The following is a 20594-nucleotide window of genomic DNA, read 5'->3' as shown; positions in this document are numbered from 1 at the left end:
GCGGTTCGCGACGAACGCCGACCGCCTCGACAACAAGGAAGCGCTCTGGGAGATCATCGAACCCGCCTTCCGGGCGAAGCCGGCCGCGGAGTGGGTGCGTCTATTCAACGCCGCGAGCATCCCGGTGGCGCTCGTCAAGAGCGTGCCCGAGGCGCTCGCCGATCCCCAGGTGCGCCACCGCGACATGGTGATCACGCTGCGCGACGACGACGGTACCGAGGTCGAGGTGCTCGGCAACCCGATCAAGTTCGAGACGGCGGTGCGTCCGAGCCACCGGTTCCCGCCCGCGCTCGGCGCCGACGGGGTCGACGTGCTGCGCACCTTCGCGGGACTGGACGACGCGGCGATCGAGGATCTGCTCGCGCGCGGCGTCGTGCGCGGTCCGGCGGTGCACGCATGACCACGGCGCCCGCGGCGATCGATCTGAGCGCGATCGATGCGATCGACTTCCATGTGCACGCGTTGCGGCCGGACACCCCGGGGGTGGAGAACGAGAAGTCGCGGGTGCAGCGTGAGGATCAGGCTCGACGCTGGAAGTCGGATCTGGTGAATATCACGCTCGACGAGACGGCGGCGTACTACCGGGAGCGTCGGATGGCGGCGGTGATCTTCCCGGTCGACAGCGAGCGGCACCTGGGCGATTCGATGGTGCCGAACACGGATGTCACGGCGGCCGCGGCGCGGCATCCGGATGTGCTCATCCCGTTCGCGAGTGTCGACCCGCTTCGTCCCGGGGCGGTGGAGCAGGCCGAGGATCTGCTGGCGAATCACGGGGTGCGGGGGTTCAAATTCCACGCGAGTGTGCAGGACTTCGCGCCCGACGACCCGGCCGCCTACCGGTTGTACGAGGTGATCGCGGCGCACCGGTCGATCGCGTTGTTCCATTCCGGGCAGACCGGCATCGGGCGCACCTCGCCCGGGGGCGGGGGTGTGCGGTTGAAGCACTCGAACCCGATGCTGCTGGACGACATCGCGGTCGACTTCCCCGAGCTGACGCTGGTGATCGCGCATCCGTCGTTCCCGTGGCAGGCGGAGGCGCTCGCCGTGGCCCGGCACAAGCAGAACGTGTTCATCGATCTGTCGGGCTGGTCGCCGAAGTATTTCGAGGATCAACTGGTGCAGCACGCGAACACGATGATTCCCGACAAGGTGCTGTTCGGGTCGGATTTTCCGGTGCTGACTCCCGACCGGTGGCTGGCCGACTTCGCCGAGCGCGACTTCCGCGACTCGGTGCGCCCCGGCATCCTCAAGGACAACGCCGCCCGCATCCTCGGCCTCGCCTGAGCAGGGCCTGCGTCGACCTAGCGGGTGCGCAGCGGTGCGCGCCCGCCGACGATCTGCGTCATCGCCCGCGACGCCAGCAGCACGGCAGCGGACAGCTGGGGTTCGAGGGCGGGGTCGAAGCGCTGCTCCGGGATCGTCACCATGATGTTGCCGAGCACGGCGCCCTCCGTGTTCCAGACCGGTGCGGCGATGCCGACGGCACCGGAGGCGCGCTGGCCGTGCGTGATGGCGTACCCCCGCGCGCGGATCTCGGCCATCGCCGTCTCCAGATCCTCGGGGGTGGTCAGGGTCTCCGAGGTGATGGCGGGCAGCCCCTCGGGCGCGTGCAGGATCCGATCGCGGAGGGCCGGGTCGAGGAAGGCGAGGATCGACAGCCCGCTGGCTCCGGCATGGATCGGGATGCTGTGGAACAGCTCCGCCATGTAGCGCAGCCGGTGCTGGGTCTCCACCTGTGCGACGAAGGTGATCTGCCGGCGGATCGGGTCGAAGAGGCCGAGCGCGGAAGTCTCACCGGTCTCCTCCGTCAGCGCCCGGAGCACAGGCTCGGCGACGGCCGGCGCCGGGAAGCGCGCAGCGACCCGCCAGGCGAGTCGCTGCAATTCGAAGCCGACCGAGTAGCGGCCGTCGTCGTCGCGCGACACATAGCCGGTCTCGGCCAGCATCGTCAGCACCCGATGCGTCGTGCTCGGAGCGGAGCCGAGCATCGCCGCCAGCTCGCGCACGCCGAGCGCTCCCTCCGGGTGGTCGACGAGCATATCGAGCACCTGGAGGGCCTTGGCGAGCGGGTCGCGCTGTCGTCCGCCCTCGTCACCCTGATCCACGTGTTCCACTCTACGGATCAGCGGTTCCTGTCGGGTCAGACGGCGGCGAAGAACTCCCAGATCACGGCGGTCGCGTCGAGGGCGTCGCTCGGTTGATCCGTCGCGCCTTCGCGCGCCACCGACGACGGCCACTGGTGACCGGCATCCGCGACCGTGATGAGGGTCACGGTGCGACCCCCGTCGCACGTGCTCGTGCTCGTCGTGACGGGAGGTGCTTCGGTGGTCACCGGCTCGCCGCATCCACCGGCCGCCCGCCAGAGCGCGTTCACCTCGGCGATCGGCATCCCGTCGACATCGCCGATGCCGTCAACCGGCTCGCCGTCCATCCGCACGCTGCCGTCGTCGAGTCCGTGGATGTGCAGCACCGAGGTCGGCGCCGGGTCGTCGCACACCGAGACGATCGTGCCGGCGACCGGAGCGATCGCGGCGAACATCCCGGTCTCGCAGGCCAGTCGGTAGGTCATCATCGCGCCGTTCGACATGCCCGTTCCGAAGGTGCGGTCGGCAGCGACGCCGAACTCGTCCTGGAGGTCGGCGACCAGCGCCGTCAGGAACGCGACGTCGTCGACCTCCTCGCGTTCGGCGCCCCCGCAGCAGTCGCCGGCGTTCCACGTGCGGCTCGTGCCGTCCGGGTAGGCGACGACGAAGCCTTCGGTGTCGGCGACGGCGTTCCAGCCGTACGCCCGCTCGGCCTGCGCCGCCGATCCGACCCCGCCGTGCAGCATCACGACGAGAGCGGGGTCGTCGGAGAGCTCCGTCGGCACGTGTACGTGGTACTCCCGCGTCACGCCGTCGACTTCGAGCGTGCGCGCCTCGGTGTTCGACGGCGGCGTCGGCTCGTGGGGCCGGGGGTCGCGGGCGCACCCCGTGAGCAGCACAGCGGCGGTCGCGGTGGCGAGCAGCACGGCGAGGAGGCGACTCGGGGTCATGCGCCCAGTCTCTCGGCGCGACGGTCGGTCGGCATCGTCCGCCGGGACGCATCGCGGGTACTCCCGCCGGAGTACCCGCAGCCTCTAGGGTGACGCCATGAGCGACACCGACGTCTACGTGAGCCCGAGCCGCGTGCCGGCCGCTACCGCCCTGCTCCTCGCGGTGCTCGGCGCGGTGGGGATGTCGTGGAGCTTCGTCTCCGGGATCTCGGCCGCCCTCGACGCGGGCGGGTCCGGGGCGACCGCCTATGTCGTGGTGTTCCTGGTCGCCGCCGCCCTCGTGCTCGCCGCCCTCGTGCTGAGCATCGTCTGCCTCGCGCGGGGACTCGCCCGCGGGATCGCCGGCCTCGCCCTCGTGGTCGCGCTCGTCCCGCTCGTGGCGATCGTCATCCTGCGGATCGCGAACGGCTGAGCGCTACTCGGCGGACTTGTAGAGCTTCGACCGCGGTACGTACCGCGCGGAGTTGCCGTAGAGCCCGGCGACCTCCTCGTCGGTGAGCTCCCGGCGCACCTTCGCCGGGACCCCCGCGACGAGCGATCGCGGCGGGATGACGGTGCCTTCGAGCACGAGGGCGCCGGCGGCGACGAGCGAGTTCGCCCCGATCACGGCGCCGTTGAGCACGGTCGCGTTCATCCCGATGAGGCAGCCGTCCTCGACGACGCAGCCGTGCACGATCGCGCCGTGCCCGATGCTGACGTCGGCACCGACGATCGTCGGGTTGCCGGCCTCGGTGTGGATGACGGCGTTGTCCTGGAGGTTGCTGCGCGCCCCGAGCACGATCTCGGCGATGTCGCCGCGGAGCACCGCCCCGAACCAGACGTTGGCGTCGGCGGCGATGCGCACCCGCCCGATCACCGAGGCGTTCGGGGCGACCCAGGCGTCGTCGTCGATCTGCGGGTCGTGTCCATCGAAGGGCAGGATGAGCGGCATGCGTCCAGCCTAGGATCGCGCGCCCGCGACGCGGCGAGGACATCCTGTCCTTCCTGGCGCCGACGGGCCGGCAGTGCTTGGCTGAGCCCGCCATGACCGATCCCTTCTCGCCCCTTCCCCACGCCGGTGAGCCGCACGGTGCGGGGATTGCGGCGCGCCTGAACTGGCTGCGGGCCGGAGTGCTCGGCGCCAACGACGGCATCGTCTCGGTGGCCGCGATCGTCGTCGGCGTGGCCGGTGCCACCTCCGCCGTCGCCCCGATCCTCACCGCCGGTGCCGCCGGACTCGTCGGCGGGGCGATCTCGATGGCGCTGGGCGAGTACGTGTCGGTCAGCAGCCAGCGCGACACCCAGCGCGCCCTCATCGCGAAGGAGCGCCGCGAACTCGCCGAACTCCCCGACGAGGAGCTCGCCGAATTGACGGGGATCTACCGGGCCAAGGGGCTCTCGGCCGAGACGGCCGCCCGGGTCGCCGAGGAGCTCACCGCGCACGACGCGCTGTCCGCGCACCTGGAGGCCGAACTCGGCATCGTCGAAGCGGATGTCGTCAGCCCCTGGGCCGCGGCGGGAGCGTCGGCGCTGGCGTTCACGATCGGCGCCATCCTGCCGCTGCTCGCGATCCTGCTCCCGCCCGAACCCGTGCGGGTGCCGGTGACGTTCGCCGCGGTGCTGATCGCCCTCGCCCTCACCGGAGCGCTGAGCGCCCGGATCGGCGGGAGTCCGGTGCTGCGGCCCACCGTCCGTGTCGTCGTCGGCGGGGCGATCGCGCTCGCCGCCACGTTCCTCATCGGCACGCTGCTCGGCACGACCGGGGTGGTCTGACACCGATGCCCCGCATCCTGGTCGTCGACGACGATCGCGCGATGGGGGCTCTCGTCGCGGAGGGCCTGCGGGCCGACGGCTATGAGGTGACCGTCGTCGAGGACGGAGTCGAGGCTCTCATCGCGGTCGCGCGGGAGCCGTTCGCCGCCGCCGCGATCGATGTGATGCTGCCCGAGATGACCGGATTCGAGATCTGCCGGCACTTGCGCGAACAGGGCAGCACGCTCCCGGTTCTGCTGCTCACCGCCCGCGACGCCGTCGAGGATCGGGTGCGCGGGCTCGACTCCGGTGCCGACGACTACCTCACCAAACCGTTCGCCTTCGCCGAGTTCAGCGCCCGCATCCGAGCTCTCGTGCGACGCGACACCGTGCGTCCGCGTCCGTCGCTCCGCGTCGGCGACCTCGACCTCGATGCGGCCGCGGTGCGGGCTTCCGTCGCGGGCAAGGCGATCCCGCTCAGCACCAAGGAGTTCGCGGTGCTCTGGCTGCTCGCCTCGCGGGCCGGCGAGACGCTCTCGCGGCCGGAGATCCTCACCGAGGTGTGGGGGACGACGCAGCACATCGACCCGACGATCGTGGACCAGTACCTGCGGTATCTGCGCAAGAAGCTCGAACCGGTGGCGGCCGGGATCGCCTTGCTCACGGTCCGCGGGAGCGGCTACCGGCTCGAGGAGGCGGCCGCATGAGGCGCCTGTCGATCCGGGCGCGCATCACCCTCGGCAGCGTTCTGGTGGCCGTCGTGCTTCTCGCCGGTGCGCTGCTCGTGGTGCGGGGCCAGACGGCCCACGTGCTGGCCGGGTCGGACGCGGCTCTCGCGACGGGCGACCTCACTGCGTTCGTCGCCGACATCAGCGCAGACCCGGAGGGGGAGGTCGACGACCCGGGCACCGGGGTGCTGGTCGCGATCGTCAGCCCCGCCGGGGTCGTGCAGGTCGATACCCTCCCGCACGACGTGCGCGAGGTGGTCGACGGGCAGGATCCTCGGGAGTCGGAGTTCCGCATGACCGACGATGAGGGCCGCGGCTTCGTCGTCGTGGGTCGGATCGTGGAGACCGACGCGGGTGAGTGGATGTTGTGGGCGGCACGCAGCACGTCAGCGAGCGAACTCGCCCTGGAGGGTCTCGGCCGGCTGCTGATCGTCGGCGGTGTACTGCTGCTCGTCGGCTTCGCGGGTGCCTCGTGGGTGCTCGCCACGGTCGCGCTGCGGCCGGTCACGCGCATGCGGGTCCGTGCCGAGGGACTGGGTGCGACGCTCGACGGCGAGCTCCCGATCGGTCGCGCTGACGACGAGCTGGCTGCTCTCGCCCGCACTCTCAACGACCTGCTGGCGCGTGTGCGCGCGGCGACGGCGCGTGAGAAGCAGATGGTCTCGGATGCCGCCCACGAGTTGCGCACGCCGCTCGCCGCCCTGCGCACCCAGCTCGAACTCGCCCACCGGGACTTCGGCGACGCCGACGCGCTCGCTCGTCATGTGCGCGACGCGGAGTTCTCGGCGACCCGGCTGGCGAGTCTCGCGGGCAACCTCCTCGAACTGAGTCGGCTCGATGCCGAGGGCGACAAGGCGGTCCGAGTCGCCTCCGCGACGGACCTCGTCGCGGAGTTCCTGGGTGCCGTCGACCGGGCCCGACTGCTCGCTCTCGCCTCGTCGACCGAGGTCGCGTTCGAGGTCGCCGAGGCGGCGGTGGCCGACCGGTATGGGCTCGACGCCGCGTCGTTCGGACGGCTCGCCGACAATCTGCTCGCGAATGCTGTGAGCGCGGCGCCCGGAGGCAACGTCGAAGCGCGCCTCTCGCTGAATGCCGACGGGCTGACCCTCGTCGTCAGCGACGACGGACCCGGGATGCCTCCCGAGTTCGTGCCGCACGCGTTCGAGCGGTTCACCCGGCCGGATGCGGCGCGCACGTCGCAGGCCGGCGGCAGCGGTCTCGGTCTGGCGCTCGTGCGGGCGATCGCATCGGCGGCCGACGGAACCGCCGAGGTGGCGAACACCCCGACCGGGTTCGCGGCCACGGTGCGTCTGCCCAAGATGTGAGAACGCACACCGAGGAGCAGGCCCGTTCCGAGCCGGCACCAAGGGGGCGAGCCAAGGGTTGAGCCATGACCGCTCCGACTCTCGCCCGCCCCGCCCCGAGCCCGCCGCCGCTGCGGGAGGCGTCGTCGCGCAGCATCCCGGCGGTCGACCGCCGCCGTCAGTACGCCCGCCGCGCCCGCCGCTCCGACCTGCTGGTGGTGATGCTCTGGATGTCGGGGGCGATCGCCGCCGCGCTCTACCTCGTCACGGGTGCTGGCACCATGTTCGCGACGCCGTCCGACGCCGTGACCAGCCTGGGCATCCTCGCCGGCTTGGTCGGCACCGACTTCATCCTCGTGATGCTCGTGCTCGCGGCCCGCATCCCGCTCCTGGATCGCACGATCGGCCACGACCGCGCGATCGCCGTCCACCGCGCACTCGGCAAGCCCGCCCTCTTTCTGCTGCTCGCGCACGCTGCCCTCCTGCTGCTCGGCTACGGAATGAGCGCCGGCCTCGATCCGATCGCCGAGATCGGTCCGATGCTCGCCCTCCCCGACCTGCCGCTCGCGGCCCTCGCTCTCGGCCTGCTCATCGCGGTCGTCGTCACCTCCCTCGTCGCGGTGCGGCGTCGCTTCGGCTACGAGAGCTGGCACCTCATCCATCTGCTGAGCTACGTCGCGGTCGCGTTCGCACTGCCCCACCAGCTGAGTGTCGGCGGCGTTCTCGCCGAGGGGACGGCGCAGCGGGCGTATTGGATCGCGCTCTACGCGGTCGCGTTCGGCGCGATCGGGGCCTTCCGCTTTCTCGCCCCGGCCGTGCGCAGCGTGCGCCACAGGATGTCGGTCGCCGCGGTGGTTCCGATCGCGCCCGGGGTGGTCTCGATCGTGCTGAGCGGGCGCGATCTGCGTCGGCTCGGGGCGGCCGGCGGGCAGTTCCTGATCTGGCGGTTCTGGACGGGTTCGACGTGGTGGCACTCGCACCCGATCTCGCTCTCCGCGATGCCCGCCGACGACTTCGCCCGCATCACCGTGCGCGAGCTCGGCGCCGGGAGTTCACGGCTGAGTCGCATCCCCGTGGGCACGCGCGTGTCGTTCGAGGGTCCCTATGGACTGTTCTCCGACGTGGCGCGCACGGCGCCGAAGGTGGCGATCCTCGCCGCCGGGATCGGTGTCACGCCGATCCGTGCGCTGCTCGAGGACTCGCGGCTGCGGCCGGGAGAGGCGACCGTGCTGCTGCGCGCGGGAGACGACGGGGAGACCTACCTCTGGGACGAGGTGCGCGAGATCGCCGAGGCGAAGCAGGCGCGACTGTTCGTGTCGACGGGACACCGCGCCCGTGCGGGAGCGACCTGGCTCGCCGATGCCGACGCCGCCCGCGGGGTGACCCTGGCGAGCGTGTTCCCCGATCTCGCCGACTCCGATCTCTACGTCTGCGGTCCGGCGAGCTGGCTCGACGCGGTCGTCGCCGACGCTCGCCACCACGGGGTGCCGAGTCACCGCATCCACGCCGAGAGGTTCGACTGGTGAGCGCCCGGGGAGCGATCGGCGGTGTCCTCGCGTCGCTCGCGATCCTGGTCACGGCCTGGCAGCTCGGCTCTGCGGCCGACACGTCGGTGACCACACCGACCAGCACCTCGGGCGGCACGGGTTCGACGGACACCACCGCCGGCACCGCTGCGGCGGGCACCGCCGACGGCACCTACACCGGCGACGTCGTCAGTACCCGCTTCGGGAACGTTCAGGTCGCCGTCACCATCGCCGGCGGCACGATCACCGACGTCACGGCGCTGCAACTGACCGACCACGACGGCCGCTCGGTGCAGATCAGCAATCGAGCGGCGCCGATCCTTCGCCAGGAGGTGCTGGACTCGCAGTCGGCCGCGGTCGCGAACGTCAGCGGCGCGACCTACACGACGCGGGCCTACCTCAGTTCGGTTCAGTCCGCGCTCGATCAGGCGGGGCTGTGATGCGATCCGTGTTCCCGGCGATGGGCACGATGGTGTCGCTCGTCACCGAGCGCGCGGTCGCGGCAGATGCCGTCGCCGCGGTGTTCGACGCGGCGGACCGCCGGTTCAGCCTCTATCGCCCCGACTCCGAATTGCGTCGCATCGCCGCGGGTCGCCTGCGTCTCGAGGAGTCGTCCCCGGCGATGAAAGCCATGTACGCGGATGCGCTCGAGTGGCGGCAACGCACCGAGGGCGCCTTCAGCCCGAACCGACCCGACGGCGTGATCGATCTCGACGGCATCGTGAAGGCGGCCGCGATGCGGGACGCCGGGGACGTCCTCGACGCCTCCGACTGCGGGGCGTGGACCCTCGTGGTGGGCGGCGATATCCTCGCCTCCGGTGCGGATCCGGGTGCCGGGGCGCGCGACGCGATCGGTGTCGTCGACCCGTTCGATCGCGGCGCCCTCGTCTGCTCGATCATGCTCCGCGGCCGACGTCGCGCCGTCGCGACATCGGGCAGCGCCGAACGCGGCGATCACATCTGGCTCGGCGGCCAGACCGCTCCCGCCGACTTCGTGCAGGTCACCGTCATCGCCGACGACATCGTCACTGCGGACGTGCTCGCCACCGCGATCGTCTCGGCCGGGCGCGCTGGTCTCGACGACCTGTGCGACCGATGGCCGATCGATGTGTTCGCCGTCGATCGCGCGGGCCGTTCGGTCGCCACCCCCGGCTTCCGGGCGGCACTCGCACCCGCCGGGGGTCGCCGCCCCCGTCAACGACCAGGACGTCAGGTCGCGACGCAGCTCGGCGCCTGATCGACCGGCCCGAACTCGAGTCGTCGGGGATGCTCGGCGCGGCCGAGCGAGGCGTTGATCGCCGCGCGCAACCCGGTCTCGATCGCCGGGTCGGCGTCGACGCGGGCATGGAGCACGGCCCCGAGGAGGTCGTCGTCGACGACAACGACCCGGGCGTCGGCGACTCCCGGGTGCGTGGCGAGCAGACGCTGCAGCCGTCGCGGGTCGACCAGCTCCCCGCCGGAGTCGACGAGATCCCCCCAGCGACCGAGGGGATGGAGCCGCCCCCCGGCGATCTCGACGCGGTCGCCGCTCGCCACCCAGGCGTCGCGGCCGAGCGGTGACCTGACCTCGAGGCATCCGTCGGCGGTGCGCCGCAGTCGCACACCGGCGAGTGGCAGCCCGTCGATCGCGACGGTTCCGACCCCGGTCGCGCCGAAGGCGTCGTGGACGGTGGCGCCGGTGGCCGTGAGCCGAGCCCGCAGCGCGGCCGTCAGCGGCGAGGATCCGGACACGACCACCCGTACGCCGTGAAGACCTCCGGCGTCGAGGAGTCGGGCGAGTTGCGCGGGCACGCCGCTCACCGTGGCCGGTCGGTGGAGCGCGGCCAGGTCAGCCTGCTCCGCGGTGGTGCGGGCGGAGGCGAGGACGACCGGGATGCCCCGCACGAGCGCCCCGGCGACGGCGCTGAGTCCGTGCCCGTGGTCGGGTGGCGCCAGCAGCAGGAGCGGCCCGGTCGGCAGAGCAAGTCGGCGGTCGGCGTCGGCCAGCTGGGCGAGGGCGCGGACCCCGAGCGGTCCTCGCGCGGTCGCGAGGGGGGATCCCGTCGTACCGGTGGTCAGCAGGAGCAGCCGCCCGGGAGCGACGGCCCTCCGGGGGGCGACCCCGGCTTCCCGTCGAGGTTCGAGCACGTCGTCGAGGGCGAGCGCCGCGACGTCGGCGTCCGCGAGCCGCGGCCCGAGCGGCACGGCGTCGGCGCCGGAGGCGAGGACCGCGGCGAGCGTCACGACGAACCCGATCCCGCCGTCGCTGCGCACCCCGATGCGCGAACGCCGCGGCAGGGTGAGCCCGGCGGCGAGAGCCCGCACCTCGGCGTCGAGAGCGGCGGTCGTGATCGTCTCGCCGTCCCGCAGGAGCGCGGGACGGTGCGGGTCGCGGGCGGCGGCCAGGGCGATCGCTCCGGGGAGGCCGCGGCGGGCGGCATCCCGGGCCTTCAGCGGATGCCGCAGCGCTCCCGACGTGCGCAGCAGGCTCGCGAGGGCGAGCACGGTGGTTCCGGGCGGAGCGCTGAGCCTGCTCATCCGCGCTCGATCATCCGATCCCAGCCGCGGAGGGCGGGATCGAGCAGGCGGGGGTGCACCGCGAGGGCGGCGCTCGCGAGCCGCGACCACCAGGGGGAGAGCACGAGCGGACGGTCGACGATCGCCCGGGCGATGTACTTCGCGGCGTCGACCGGACGCATCGACGGCACCGCGGCGTAGGCGGCGGTCGGCGCGCTCATCGCCGTCCGCACGAGAGGCAGGCGGATGCTGGTGACGGCGACTCCCGACGGCGCCAGCTCGAGGGCGACCGCGCGGAGCCAGGCATCCATCGCGCTCTTCGACGCCCCGTAGAGCGACCACCCGGGGGCGGGGATGTCGACGCTCGTCGACGCGATCGAGACGACGTGACCGGTGCCGGCGTCGACCATCGCGGGCAGCAGTCGTCGCAGGAGCGCGGCCGGCCCCGTGTAGTTGACGCCGATCGTGCGGTCGACGTCCTGCGGTCGGTCCCGGGAGTCGAGAGCGGTGCGGCGCAGCGACCGTCCCGCGTTGGACACCACCACCTCCGGGGCTCCCCAGCGGTCGAGGATCTCGTCCCCGCTCCTCTCGGCGGCGACGGGATCCCCGAGGTCGACGACGAGCACCTCGGCGGAGCCGCCTCGACGCCGGATGCCGCGCGCGACGGCGTCGAGTGAGTCGACCGAACGGGCGAGCAGCACGACCCGGGCCCCGGCGAGAGCGAGACGTGCGGCGGTCTCGGCGCCGACGCCGCGGGAGGCTCCCGTCACGACGACGAGCCGCCCGCCGACCCGCGCGCGCAGGCGCCCCGCCGACGGAGCGGCGGGGCGCAACCCGAGCACGTGGTCGAGGAGGGGCATGACGACATCCTGGCCCGTGCGCAACCCCCGGGAGAGATCGGCGCCGCGGGCTACCGTCGAGGAATGATCTTCTGGTCCCGGTGGGGCATCCTCGCATTCCTGTTCCTCGGCGTCGGCGTCGGTCTCGGCTTCCTGCTCGCCGGGCTCACCGGTCTGGGGGAGGAGTCGGGTCCGGTGAACGGCGTCTTCGTCGGGATCGGCTTCCTGCTCTCCGCGGTCGGCCTGTTCTTCTTCAACCGCTACGTGCTGGACCGCCACCTCGACAAACCGCGCCCCCTCACGGCGACGCGGCAGCTCGCCACCCCGTACACCCACCCCGACGGCCGGGTGCAGACGCACGAGGTCGTCCCCGCGGTCGACGGGCAGACCGGGCAGCCGATCGTCGTGCGGCCTCGATCCAGCCTGTTCTTCGTCCCGATGCGGTTCTGGCCGTTCGTCATCGCCGCCCTGGGCGTCGTGCTGGTCATCGTCAACGCGATCGCGGTCGCGGCCCGCTGACCCACCGCCTCAGGTCGGAGGCCGCTGCCATCGACTCCCGGCGACGATGAGAGCGCCCAGGACCCCGCCGATTCCCGCCACGAGCAGGATCTGCGCCCACCCGAGGAGAGCCGCCGACGTCGCCAGGTCATCCGGTGACGTCGGCGAGGTGGCACTCAGACTGGCGAGGATGAAGGCCGCCCCGAGGCCGACGGAGCCGATCACCACGAGGGCGACGAGGTAGGGATTGGTCTTCGACGATTCGGTCATGCGCGCTCCCTGATCAGCTTGCGGCGAGCGTACCCGGCTCGGTCTCTCCCGCGCACCTTAAGCTATTGCCCGATATGGCAACCTTCTCCTCCCTCTCGGACCGCCTCACCGCGACGTTCCGCAACCTGCGCACCAAGGGCAAGCTGACCCCCGCGGACGTCGACGGCACGGTGCGCGAGATCCGGCGCGCGCTGCTCGACGCCGACGTCGCGCTCGAGGTCGTCAAGGAGTTCACCGGCACGGTGCGCGAACGCGCCCTCTCCGACGAGGTGAACAAGGCGCTCAACCCGGCGCAGCAGGTCGTGCAGATCGTCAACGAGGAGCTGGTCGCGATCCTGGGCGGTCAGCAGCGGCGGTTGGAGTTCGCGAAGAAGCCGCCGACGGTCATCATGCTCGCCGGCCTCCAGGGCGCCGGCAAGACGACCCTCGCCGGGAAGCTCGCGAAGTGGCTGAAGAAGGAGGGGCACACGCCGCTTCTCGTCGCGAGCGACCTCCAGCGTCCGAACGCCGTCACCCAGCTGCAGGTCGTCGGCGAGCAGGCCGGGGTGCCGGTGTTCGCTCCCGAGCCCGGCAACGGTGTGGGCGACCCGGTGCGGGTGGCGAAGGACGGGGTGAAGGAGGCGGTGCGCAAGCAGTACGACACCGTCATCGTCGACACCGCGGGCCGCCTCGGCATCGACGCCGAGCTGATGAAGCAGGCCTCGAACATCCGCAAGGCCGTCGACCCCGACGAGGTGCTGTTCGTCATCGACGCGCTCATCGGTCAGGACGCCGTCACGACCGCCCGCGCCTTCCAGGAGGGTGTCGACTTCACCGGCGTCGTGCTCACGAAGCTCGACGGCGACCAGCGCGGTGGCGCCGCGCTCTCCGTGGCGAAGGTCACCGGCCGCCCGATCATGTTCGCCTCCACGGGCGAAGGGCTGGATGACTTCGAGCCCTTCCACCCCGACCGCATGGCGAGCCGCATCCTCGACCTCGGCGACATCCTCACCCTCATCGAGCAGGCGCAGGGCGCGTTCGACGAGGAGGAGGCGAAGAAGGTCGCCGAGAAGTTCGCGACCGACACCTTCACCCTCGACGACTTCCTCAAGCAGATGCAGCAGCTGCGCAACATGGGCTCGCTCAAGGGGATGCTCGGGATGCTGCCCGGCGCCCGCGGGATGCGCGAAGCCCTCGACAACTTCGACGAGCGCGAACTCGTGCGCACGGAGGCCATCATCCAGTCGATGACGAAGGCCGAGCGCACGACGCCGAAGCTGCTCAACGGCTCGCGTCGGCTGCGCATCGCCAAGGGCTCGGGGTCGACGGTGACCGACGTCAACCAGCTCGTCCTCCGCTTCGAGCAGGCGGCGAAGATGATGAAGACGGTCGCGAAGGGCGGCGTGCCGCAGGTGCCGGGCATGGGTCCGATCCCGGGTGCCTCCTACGGCGCCAAGAAGAAGGCTCAGCCCGCGAAGAAGGGTTCGCGCAGCGGCAACCCGGCGAAGCGCGCCGCCGAGGATGCCGCCCGCGCGCAGGGCGTGAAGCCCGCGGCGAGCGGCGGCAGCGGATTCGGTCTCGGCGGCGGGGGAGCGGCGAAGGCTGGGCCGAGCGCCGAGGAGCTCGCGGCGCTGCAGAAGATGCTCGGGCGGTAGTCGCCCGCGCGTGCACCGACCGTTCCGTCCGCCTCTAGGCTGACGCCATGACCTCTTCAGGGAAGCGTCGTCCGTTGCGGATCGGCGTGCAGGTCTCCAACCAGCACGCCACCTACGCGCAGATCAGAGACACCGTCCGCGAGCTCGAAGACCTCGGCGTCGACATCCTCTTCAACTGGGACCACTTCTTCCCCCTCACCGGCGACCCCGACGGGCGGCACTTCGAGGCCTGGACCATGTTGGGCGCGATCGCCGAGCAGACCACGCGCGTCGAGTTCGGGCCGCTCGTGAACTGCAGCGCCTACCGCAACCCCGACCTGCAGGCCGACATGGCCCGCACCCTCGACCACATCTCGGGCGGCCGGTTCATCTTCGGCACCGGCTCGGGGTGGTTCGAGCGCGACTTCACCGAGTACGGCTACGACTTCGGCACCGCCGGATCGCGGCTCGACGCGCTCGCCGTCGACCTGCCGCGCATCCGCGAGCGGTGGGAGAAGCTCAATCCCGCGCCGACGCGCCACATCCCGATCCTCATCGGCGGCGGCGGGGAGCAGAAGACCCTGCGCATGGTCGCCGAGCACGCCGACATCTGGCACTCCTTCGTCGACCCCGACACCCTCGTGCGCAAGCTCGACGTGCTGCGCCACTGGTGCGCCGAGGTCGGCCGCGACATGTCGGAGATCGAGCTGTCGACCGGCACGACCCTGCGCGGGATGGGCTCGACCGAACGCGCCGACCTCGACGCGTACCTCGACCTCGGCGTGACCCTCTTCGAGTACGCGATCGTCGCCGGCGACGACCTGTCGCTCGTGAAGCGCATGCTCGCCTGGCGGGATTCCGTCAACGGCTGACGCCTCCGCGCTGTCGGGAGTCGTGGGTCGCCCCTAACGTGAGCGGGTGACTGCTCCCCGTTGGCTGCTCCTCGGGGCGGTCGTCTTCACCTTCCTCGCCTGGGCGAGCGCCTTCGTCGTCATCCGCGGCGTCGGCCCGCACCTCGACGGCGGACCGCTCGCGCTCGGCCGGCTCGCCGTCGGCACGCTCGCGCTCGGCATCCTGGTTTCCCTGTCCCGAAGTTGGGTGTGGCCATCCCGACGTGAATGGCTGCTGCTGGCTGTCTCCGGAGTCGCCTGGTTCGGGGCCTACAACGTCGCGCTCAATACAGCGGAGCAGACGCTGGATGCAGGCACCGCCGCGATGATCGTCGGCATCGGGCCGATCCTCATCGCGCTCGGCGCAGGGATCTTCCTCGGGGAGGGCATCCCGAAATGGCTGGCCCTCGGCGCTGCGGTGGCGTTCCTGGGGGTCGTGCTGATCGGCATCGGAACCCTGCTCGCGTCGGGCACCGCGCATCCGTTCGACGTGCTGGGGGCCGTGCTGGCGCTCGTCGCGGCGATCACCTACGCCATCGGGGTGCTGACGCAGAAGCCCGTCGTGCGGCGCATCCCCGCCATCCAGGCGACGTTCATCGGGTGCGTCATCGGACTCGTCGTCTGCCTCCCGTTCGCCGGGCTCCTCGTCGCGCAGCTGGCGGTCGCGCCCGCGGCGGCGTGGTGGGGCACGGTGTACCTCGGCGTCGTGCCGACGGCGCTCGCGTTCACGACGTGGGCCTACGCCCTGAAGCGGATGCCGGCCGGGCAGCTCGGGATCGCCAGCTACCTCTCGCCACCGCTCGCGACCGTCATGGGATTCGTCGCGTTCCAGGAGATCCCGCATCCGCTCGCGCTCGCCGGGGGAGTGATCTGCCTCGTCGGGGTCGCGCTGTCACGGCGTCGTCCGAAAGTACCGGTCCCGGCCTGACCTCGGTTGGTCGCCGAGTCGGCGAGAATCTGCCAGAATGGTCGTTTGGGTCCCGGCGTCCGACCCTCTATCCGACGCCGACGATCTCCACCTAGAACTTTCCTGCCGAGTGTGCCCCACGCACACGGGAGCAGTTCGCCCGTCAACGCACACACTCTGGAGAAACTCTTGGCTGTCAAGATCCGCCTCAAGCGGCTCGGCAAGATCCGCGCCCCGTACTACCGCATCGTCGTCGCCGACTCGAAGACCAAGCGCGACGGTCGCGTGATCGAGGAGATCGGCAAGTACCACCCCACCGAGGAGCCCTCGTTCATCGAGATCAACTCCGACCGCGCGCAGTACTGGCTCGGCGTCGGCGCGCAGCCGACCGAGCAGGTCGCCGTGCTCCTGAAGCTCTCGGGCGACTGGGGCAAGTTCAAGGGCGACAAGAACGCGAAGAGCACCATCCGCGTCGCCGAGCCCAAGCCCGTCTTCTCGATCGACGACAAGAAGAAGCCGGTCCTGAAGCCGAAGGCCGAGAAGGCCGCGCCGAAGGCGGAGGCGCCCGTCGAGGACGCTCCGGCCGAGGAGACCCCGGCCGCTGAGGCTCCGGTCGAGGAGACCGCCGCCGAAGCGCCCGCCGCCGAGGAGGCGCCCGCCGAGGCCGCCGCCGCCGAAGGCGACGACAAGTAATCATGCTGGCTTCCGCCCTCGAGCATCTCGTCAAGGGGATCGTCGACAACCCGGACGACGTCCGGGTCGAGTCGTCGACCTCCTCGCGCGGCGAGCTGCTCGAGGTGCGGGTGCACCCCGACGACCTGGGCCGTGTCATCGGCCGATCGGGACGCACCGCCAAGGCTCTGCGCACGCTCGTCACGGCTCTCGCCGACGGGCAGCGCGTTCGTGTCGACGTCGTCGACACCGACGAGGCGTGAACGCCCGCAAGGCTCCGCCTCCGGGCACGACCCAGCTCCGCGTCGGTCGCCTGCTCAAGGCGCACGGGCTCAAGGGCGCCATCAAGGTCGAACTCTTCACCGACGAGCCCGAACGCCGGTTCGTGCCGGGCGCGACGTTCACGCTGCAGGTGCCCACGTCATCCCCGTGGCACGGCAAGACGCTCGAGCTCACCGAGCTGCGTTGGTACAACAGCCACGCCGTCGGCTTCTTCGCCGGTATCGACGACCGGGAGGCCGCCGAGACCCTCGTGCGCGCGATCCTCTGGGTCGACCACGACGTCACCGAGTCGCCCGCGGAATCCGACGCCTGGTACGACCACCAACTCGTCGGCCTCCGTGCGCTCCGCGACGGCACCGACGTCGGACGTGTCGCCCGCGTCGACCACAACCCCGCGCAGGACCTCCTCGCGATCGACACCGGATCCGGCGAGGTGCTGGTGCCGTTCGTGTCGGCGATCGTGCCGACCGTCGACATCGAGGCGGGCACCGTGACCCTCACCCCGCCGCCCGGGCTGTTCGAAGACCTGCCCGACGAGGATCCGACCCCCGCCGCCGCGGAGCCGCCCGCGCCCGTCGACGGTCACTAACTCTTCCTGAACCCGTCAGGCGTCTGCACTCCGTGGATGTCGTCGCCCCTGGGGAAGAGTTCGGCGCCACAGGTGCTCGCGTCGGCGAACGAGCGCGAGAATCTGTACCTCGATGAGCCCCCACTCGTTCATCACTTGTCGGTAACTGGCGCGGATCACGAGGTAGCCACGTGCCACCAGGGCTCGATCGCGCGCTCGATCCTTCTCGAAATCGTCGTGCCACTCGCGGCCGTCCACTTCGAGGATGAGTCGGTCGCCGATCAGGAGATCGACGCGACCGATCCCGTCGATCACAACCTGGCTGCGTACCCGGATGTTGCGGCGGCGGAGGGCGAGGCGCGCCAGCGTCTCGATCCCCGATTCGGCGTGCCCATCGTGGAGGGTCAGCAATCGGCGACCCCGCGGGGTGGCGAGAAGGATGCGGACGACATCGTCGGCCGACAGGATCCGACGATTGACGACGGAATCGATGACGACGATGGCCGCTCTCAGGTCCAGGCACTGAGCGGCGAGAGCGAGCGACGTTGCTGGTTCGTCGACCCACAGTTCCCGGTCGAGACGCTCGTGAGTCCAGTGCAGTCGTCGGTCGGGGCGGCGGGCGACCGCGATTCCTGAGGCGACGCGCACGTGGACCTCGCGATGCGGCATCGTCCACGCTCCGACGTGAGCGAGCGCCGAGACGCAGGTGAGGCGACCGCCCGTCTCCACGGCCGAGGCGACGAGCGGGTCGACGCCCTCGGTCGCGTACACGCCGCGCCGCAGGCGGATGAGTGCTCCGCGGGCGACCGCGCGCGAGATCCGCTTCGGCGTGAGCCCTTCGGCGCGCAGGCGCCGCGCGGAGTAGATCTGCACGCGCTGAGGATCGCCGCGAACGCGACCGATCGGGACACGACCGACGTGAGCCGGGGATGCGGGAGCGAACTCCGACTGGGGGAGGAGGGCATCCACGGGGTGCAGTCGCCGGCCCGGGCCAGCGAGAGTTGAGTACCGAGCCCGCCGGATACCCTGAACCCGTGCGCATCGACGTCGTGACGATCTTCCCCGAGTTCTTCTCGGTGCTGGATGTCTCCCTCCTCGGCCGCGCACGTAGCGGCGGGGTGCTCGACATCCGCGTGCACGATCTGCGGCACTTCACGCACGACCGTCACCGCACCGTCGACGACACCCCGGCCGGGGGCGGAGCCGGCATGGTGATGAAACCGGAGCCGTGGGGGGAGGCGCTGGATGCGATCCTCGGCGAGCACAGCACCGTCGTGTTCCCCACGCCCGCCGGGTCGCTGTTCACCCAGGCGACGGCGCGGGGCCTCAGCGAACGCGAGCACCTGGTCTTCTGCTGCGGCCGGTACGAGGGCATCGACCAACGCGTGATCGACCACACCCGTGGGCGCGCCGAGGTTCTGGAGCTGAGTCTCGGCGACTATGTGCTCAACGGCGGCGAGGTCGCGGCGATGGCGATGATCGAGGCGGCCGGACGTCTCGTGCCGGGCGTCGTCGGCAACCCGGAGAGCCTCGTCGAGGAGAGCCACGAGGACGGGTTGCTCGAGTATCCGAGTTACACGAAGCCCGCCGTCTGGCGCGGACTCGAGACCCCACCCGTGCTGCTCGGCGGCAACCACGCCGCGATCGCCGCCTGGCGCCGCGAGCAGCAGTTCGAGCGCACGAAGCGCGTCCGCCCCGAGCTGCTCCCCCCGGTGGCCGACGACCTCCCCTGAACGCCACAATGAGTCCGTGCGTGGTCGTGGGTGGGTCGTGGCTCAGTTCGTCGTCGCCGGGGTGCTGCTCGCGCTGAGCCTCGTCGGCATCCTCGGAGTCGCGGTGTTCGACGCCGCGGAGTTGGCGTTCTCGTTCGCGGGGGCGATCCACGCGTTCGCCGTGTTCCCCGGTCTGGTGCTCTCGCTCGTACTCAACGCGCTGCTGATGCGCGCCCACCGGGAGCTCGGGGTCTCCCTCACCGAGAAGTGGCTGCTCGGGGCCGAGTTCGCCCTCATTGCCGCCCTGCTGGTGCTGCACTTCTGGTCGCATTCCGGGGATGCCTTGGGCCTGGCGATCCTCGTCTGGCCGGTCGTCATCGTGGTCGCCGTCACGATCGCGATCGTCGCGGGCGTGCGCAACGCCTCCCGCGGAAGGGTTACGACGACCGCGCCGTGAGGATGACGGGGCCGGCCTCGGTGACGGCCACGGTGTGCTCGGCGTGCGCGCCGCGCGACCCGTCCTTGCTGCGCAGCGTCCAGCCGTCGGCGTCGGTGCGGATCTTGTCGGTCGTGTGCAGGAACCACGGCTCGATCGCGAACACCAGCCCGGGTCGCAGCGCGAGCCCGCGCCCGGCGCGCCCGTCGTTGGGGATGTGGGGGTCGCCGTGCATGACCCGGCCGACGCCGTGGCCGCCGAAGTCGAGGTTGACCTTGAGCCGGGCGTCGTGCGCGACGTCGCCGATGGCGGCGGAGATGTCGCCCACCTTGTTGCCGACGATCGCGGCGGCGATGCCGGCGGCGAGGGCTCTCTCGGTCGTGGCGATCAGCTTCAGGTCTTCGTCGCGCGGGGTGCCGACGACGATCGTGAGGGCCGAATCGGACGCCCAGCCGTCGACGATCGCGGCGAAGTCGAGGGTGAGCAGGTCGCCGTCCCGCAGCTTGTAGTCGTGGGGGAGGCCGTGCAGCACGGCGTCGTTGACCGACGTGCAGATGACCTTGCCGAACGGGGAGCCGCCGAACGACGGGTGGTAGTCGATGTAGCAGCTCTCCGCGCCCTCGGCACGGATCATGTCGTGGGCGAGCGCATCGAGCTCGAGCAGGTTGACGCCGACGGCGGCGGCGTCGCGGGTGGCTTCGAGCACGCGTCCGACGAATGATCCGGCGGCTTTCATCTGCTCGATCTCGGCCGGGGTGCGCAGTTCGATCACCGCAGAAGCCTAGCTGGATGCCGCCCGCGGTTGGCCGGGGCAGACGCGCTGTGGCAGAATGGTCGATTGTGCCCGGCACGGCTCTGCCTCAGAGGAGTCACCGAGTGCCTACCGGCTGTATTCCTTCGGCATGGTCAGGGCACATTCTCGTAGAAATCACCTAGAACAGCGCCCGATCTGATGGCGGACGCAGAGAGCGAAATCCCATGCATCTCCTCGACGACGTCGACGCAGCCTCTCTCAAGTCGGATATCCCCGACTTCCGCCCCGGTGACACCGTCAAGGTGCACGGGAACATCATCGAAGGTTCGCGCTC

The 20594-nt window shown here is 71.3% G+C and carries 27 protein-coding genes; 19 read left to right on the top strand and 8 right to left on the bottom strand.

Annotated features, from left to right (window positions below):
* On the top strand, positions 1-400 hold a 400-nt coding region (locus ACILQS_RS09630), incomplete at its 5' end, for a CoA transferase (RefSeq protein ID WP_395639906.1).
* The gene (locus ACILQS_RS09625) at positions 397-1284 is read left to right on the top strand and encodes an amidohydrolase family protein (RefSeq protein WP_395639905.1); all 888 of its coding nucleotides are present in this window, start codon (positions 397-399) and stop codon (positions 1282-1284) included. The genes ACILQS_RS09630 and ACILQS_RS09625, both read left to right, overlap by 4 nt.
* A gap of 17 nt (positions 1285-1301) precedes the next feature.
* On the opposite strand, the gene ACILQS_RS09620 is transcribed toward ACILQS_RS09625, so the two are convergent.
* Positions 1302-2105, bottom strand: a complete 804-nt coding sequence (locus ACILQS_RS09620; RefSeq protein WP_395639904.1) for an IclR family transcriptional regulator — start codon at positions 2103-2105, stop codon at positions 1302-1304.
* A gap of 35 nt (positions 2106-2140) precedes the next feature.
* On the bottom strand, positions 2141-3034 hold the full coding sequence (locus ACILQS_RS09615) for an alpha/beta hydrolase family esterase (RefSeq protein ID WP_395639903.1): 894 nt from the start codon (positions 3032-3034) through the stop codon (positions 2141-2143).
* A 97-nt stretch (positions 3035-3131) separates the two neighbouring features.
* Here ACILQS_RS09615 and ACILQS_RS09610 point away from each other — a divergent pair, with 97 nt between their 5' ends.
* Positions 3132-3446 (top strand): hypothetical protein, encoded by a 315-nt coding sequence (locus tag ACILQS_RS09610; protein ID WP_395639902.1) that lies wholly within the window; start codon positions 3132-3134, stop codon positions 3444-3446.
* A 3-nt stretch (positions 3447-3449) separates the two neighbouring features.
* Here the strand turns inward: ACILQS_RS09610 and ACILQS_RS09605 are convergent, their stop codons facing one another.
* Positions 3450-3965: a gamma carbonic anhydrase family protein gene (locus tag ACILQS_RS09605; RefSeq protein WP_395639901.1), complete on the bottom strand. Its 516-nt coding sequence runs from the start codon at positions 3963-3965 to the stop codon at positions 3450-3452.
* 92 nt (positions 3966-4057) lie between these two features.
* Between ACILQS_RS09605 and ACILQS_RS09600 the strand changes: the two genes are divergently transcribed.
* The 6 genes from ACILQS_RS09600 (at position 4058) to ACILQS_RS09575 (ending at position 9560) form a co-directional block, all read left to right on the top strand.
* On the top strand, positions 4058-4786 hold the full coding sequence (locus tag ACILQS_RS09600) for a VIT family protein (protein WP_395639900.1): 729 nt from the start codon (positions 4058-4060) through the stop codon (positions 4784-4786).
* 5 nt (positions 4787-4791) lie between these two features.
* Positions 4792-5472: a response regulator transcription factor gene (locus ACILQS_RS09595; RefSeq protein WP_395639899.1), complete on the top strand. Its 681-nt coding sequence runs from the start codon at positions 4792-4794 to the stop codon at positions 5470-5472.
* Positions 5469-6818 (top strand): sensor histidine kinase, encoded by a 1350-nt coding sequence (locus ACILQS_RS09590; protein WP_395639898.1) that lies wholly within the window; start codon positions 5469-5471, stop codon positions 6816-6818. Before ACILQS_RS09595 ends, ACILQS_RS09590 begins: the two co-directional genes overlap by 4 nt.
* Before the next feature lie 65 nt (positions 6819-6883).
* Entirely contained in the window at positions 6884-8323 is a 1440-nt protein-coding gene (locus ACILQS_RS09585; protein ID WP_395639897.1) for a ferric reductase-like transmembrane domain-containing protein, read from the top strand.
* Entirely contained in the window at positions 8320-8763 is a 444-nt protein-coding gene (locus ACILQS_RS09580; RefSeq protein WP_395639896.1) for an FMN-binding protein, read from the top strand. Before ACILQS_RS09585 ends, ACILQS_RS09580 begins: the two co-directional genes overlap by 4 nt.
* Positions 8763-9560, top strand: coding sequence for an FAD:protein FMN transferase (locus ACILQS_RS09575; protein WP_395639908.1), 798 nt, complete (start codon positions 8763-8765; stop codon positions 9558-9560). The genes ACILQS_RS09580 and ACILQS_RS09575 overlap by 1 nt, the downstream gene beginning before the upstream one ends.
* Here the strand turns inward: ACILQS_RS09575 and ACILQS_RS09570 are convergent.
* Both ACILQS_RS09570 and ACILQS_RS09565 read right to left on the bottom strand, forming a co-directional pair.
* A complete protein-coding gene (locus tag ACILQS_RS09570) occupies positions 9533-10840 on the bottom strand; it encodes an AMP-binding protein (protein ID WP_395639895.1) in 1308 nt (435 codons plus the stop codon). The genes ACILQS_RS09575 and ACILQS_RS09570 overlap by 28 nt on opposite strands.
* Entirely contained in the window at positions 10837-11679 is an 843-nt protein-coding gene (locus ACILQS_RS09565) for an SDR family NAD(P)-dependent oxidoreductase (protein WP_395639894.1), read from the bottom strand. The genes ACILQS_RS09570 and ACILQS_RS09565 overlap by 4 nt, the downstream gene beginning before the upstream one ends.
* Before the next feature lie 63 nt (positions 11680-11742).
* Here ACILQS_RS09565 and ACILQS_RS09560 point away from each other — a divergent pair, with 63 nt between their 5' ends.
* Positions 11743-12177 carry a hypothetical protein gene (locus ACILQS_RS09560; RefSeq protein ID WP_395639893.1) on the top strand — a complete coding sequence of 145 codons (435 nt, stop codon included), beginning with the start codon at positions 11743-11745 and terminating at the stop codon, positions 12175-12177.
* A gap of 9 nt (positions 12178-12186) precedes the next feature.
* Here the strand turns inward: ACILQS_RS09560 and ACILQS_RS09555 are convergent, their stop codons facing one another.
* On the bottom strand, positions 12187-12426 hold the full coding sequence (locus ACILQS_RS09555; protein ID WP_395639892.1) for a hypothetical protein: 240 nt from the start codon (positions 12424-12426) through the stop codon (positions 12187-12189).
* 74 nt (positions 12427-12500) lie between these two features.
* Here ACILQS_RS09555 and ffh point away from each other — a divergent pair, with 74 nt between their 5' ends.
* From ffh to rimM, 6 genes are all read left to right on the top strand, one after another.
* Positions 12501-14060 (top strand): signal recognition particle protein, encoded by a 1560-nt coding sequence (gene ffh, locus ACILQS_RS09550; RefSeq protein ID WP_395639891.1) that lies wholly within the window; start codon positions 12501-12503, stop codon positions 14058-14060.
* 47 nt (positions 14061-14107) lie between these two features.
* The gene (locus ACILQS_RS09545) at positions 14108-14911 is read left to right on the top strand and encodes an LLM class F420-dependent oxidoreductase (protein ID WP_395639890.1); all 804 of its coding nucleotides are present in this window, start codon (positions 14108-14110) and stop codon (positions 14909-14911) included.
* Positions 14912-14957: 46 nt separating this feature from the next.
* Positions 14958-15857 (top strand): DMT family transporter, encoded by a 900-nt coding sequence (locus tag ACILQS_RS09540; RefSeq protein WP_395639889.1) that lies wholly within the window; start codon positions 14958-14960, stop codon positions 15855-15857.
* Positions 15858-16025: 168 nt separating this feature from the next.
* The gene (gene rpsP / locus ACILQS_RS09535) at positions 16026-16529 is read left to right on the top strand and encodes a 30S ribosomal protein S16 (RefSeq protein ID WP_395639888.1); all 504 of its coding nucleotides are present in this window, start codon (positions 16026-16028) and stop codon (positions 16527-16529) included.
* Positions 16530-16531: 2 nt separating this feature from the next.
* Positions 16532-16771: an RNA-binding protein gene (locus tag ACILQS_RS09530; protein WP_191281637.1), complete on the top strand. Its 240-nt coding sequence runs from the start codon at positions 16532-16534 to the stop codon at positions 16769-16771.
* Complete coding sequence (gene rimM / locus ACILQS_RS09525) at positions 16768-17379, top strand: ribosome maturation factor RimM (protein ID WP_395639887.1); 612 nt, start codon at positions 16768-16770, stop codon at positions 17377-17379. Before ACILQS_RS09530 ends, rimM begins: the two co-directional genes overlap by 4 nt.
* 15 nt (positions 17380-17394) lie before the next feature.
* On the opposite strand, the gene ACILQS_RS09520 is transcribed toward rimM, so the two are convergent.
* Positions 17395-18231, bottom strand: a complete 837-nt coding sequence (locus ACILQS_RS09520) for a DUF559 domain-containing protein (RefSeq protein ID WP_395639886.1) — start codon at positions 18229-18231, stop codon at positions 17395-17397.
* A gap of 161 nt (positions 18232-18392) precedes the next feature.
* On the opposite strand from ACILQS_RS09520, the gene trmD reads away from it, so the two are divergent.
* Positions 18393-19091, top strand: a complete 699-nt coding sequence (gene trmD, locus ACILQS_RS09515; protein ID WP_395639885.1) for a tRNA (guanosine(37)-N1)-methyltransferase TrmD — start codon at positions 18393-18395, stop codon at positions 19089-19091.
* A gap of 37 nt (positions 19092-19128) precedes the next feature.
* Complete coding sequence (locus ACILQS_RS09510) at positions 19129-19527, top strand: hypothetical protein (protein WP_395639884.1); 399 nt, start codon at positions 19129-19131, stop codon at positions 19525-19527.
* On the opposite strand, the gene map is transcribed toward ACILQS_RS09510, so the two are convergent.
* Entirely contained in the window at positions 19508-20278 is a 771-nt protein-coding gene (gene map, locus ACILQS_RS09505; protein WP_395639883.1) for a type I methionyl aminopeptidase, read from the bottom strand. The genes ACILQS_RS09510 and map overlap by 20 nt on opposite strands.
* A 206-nt stretch (positions 20279-20484) precedes the next feature.
* Between map and ACILQS_RS09500 the strand changes: the two genes are divergently transcribed.
* Positions 20485-20594, top strand: a 110-nt coding sequence (locus ACILQS_RS09500; RefSeq protein ID WP_395639907.1) for a 50S ribosomal protein L19, incomplete at its 3' end; no start/stop codon positions are given.

Origin of the sequence: Pseudolysinimonas sp., from assembly GCF_044239695.1 — a bacterium.
Taxonomy (GTDB): Bacteria; Actinomycetota; Actinomycetes; order Actinomycetales; family Microbacteriaceae; genus Pseudolysinimonas_A.
This window is presented reverse-complemented; position numbering and strand designations above follow the sequence as displayed.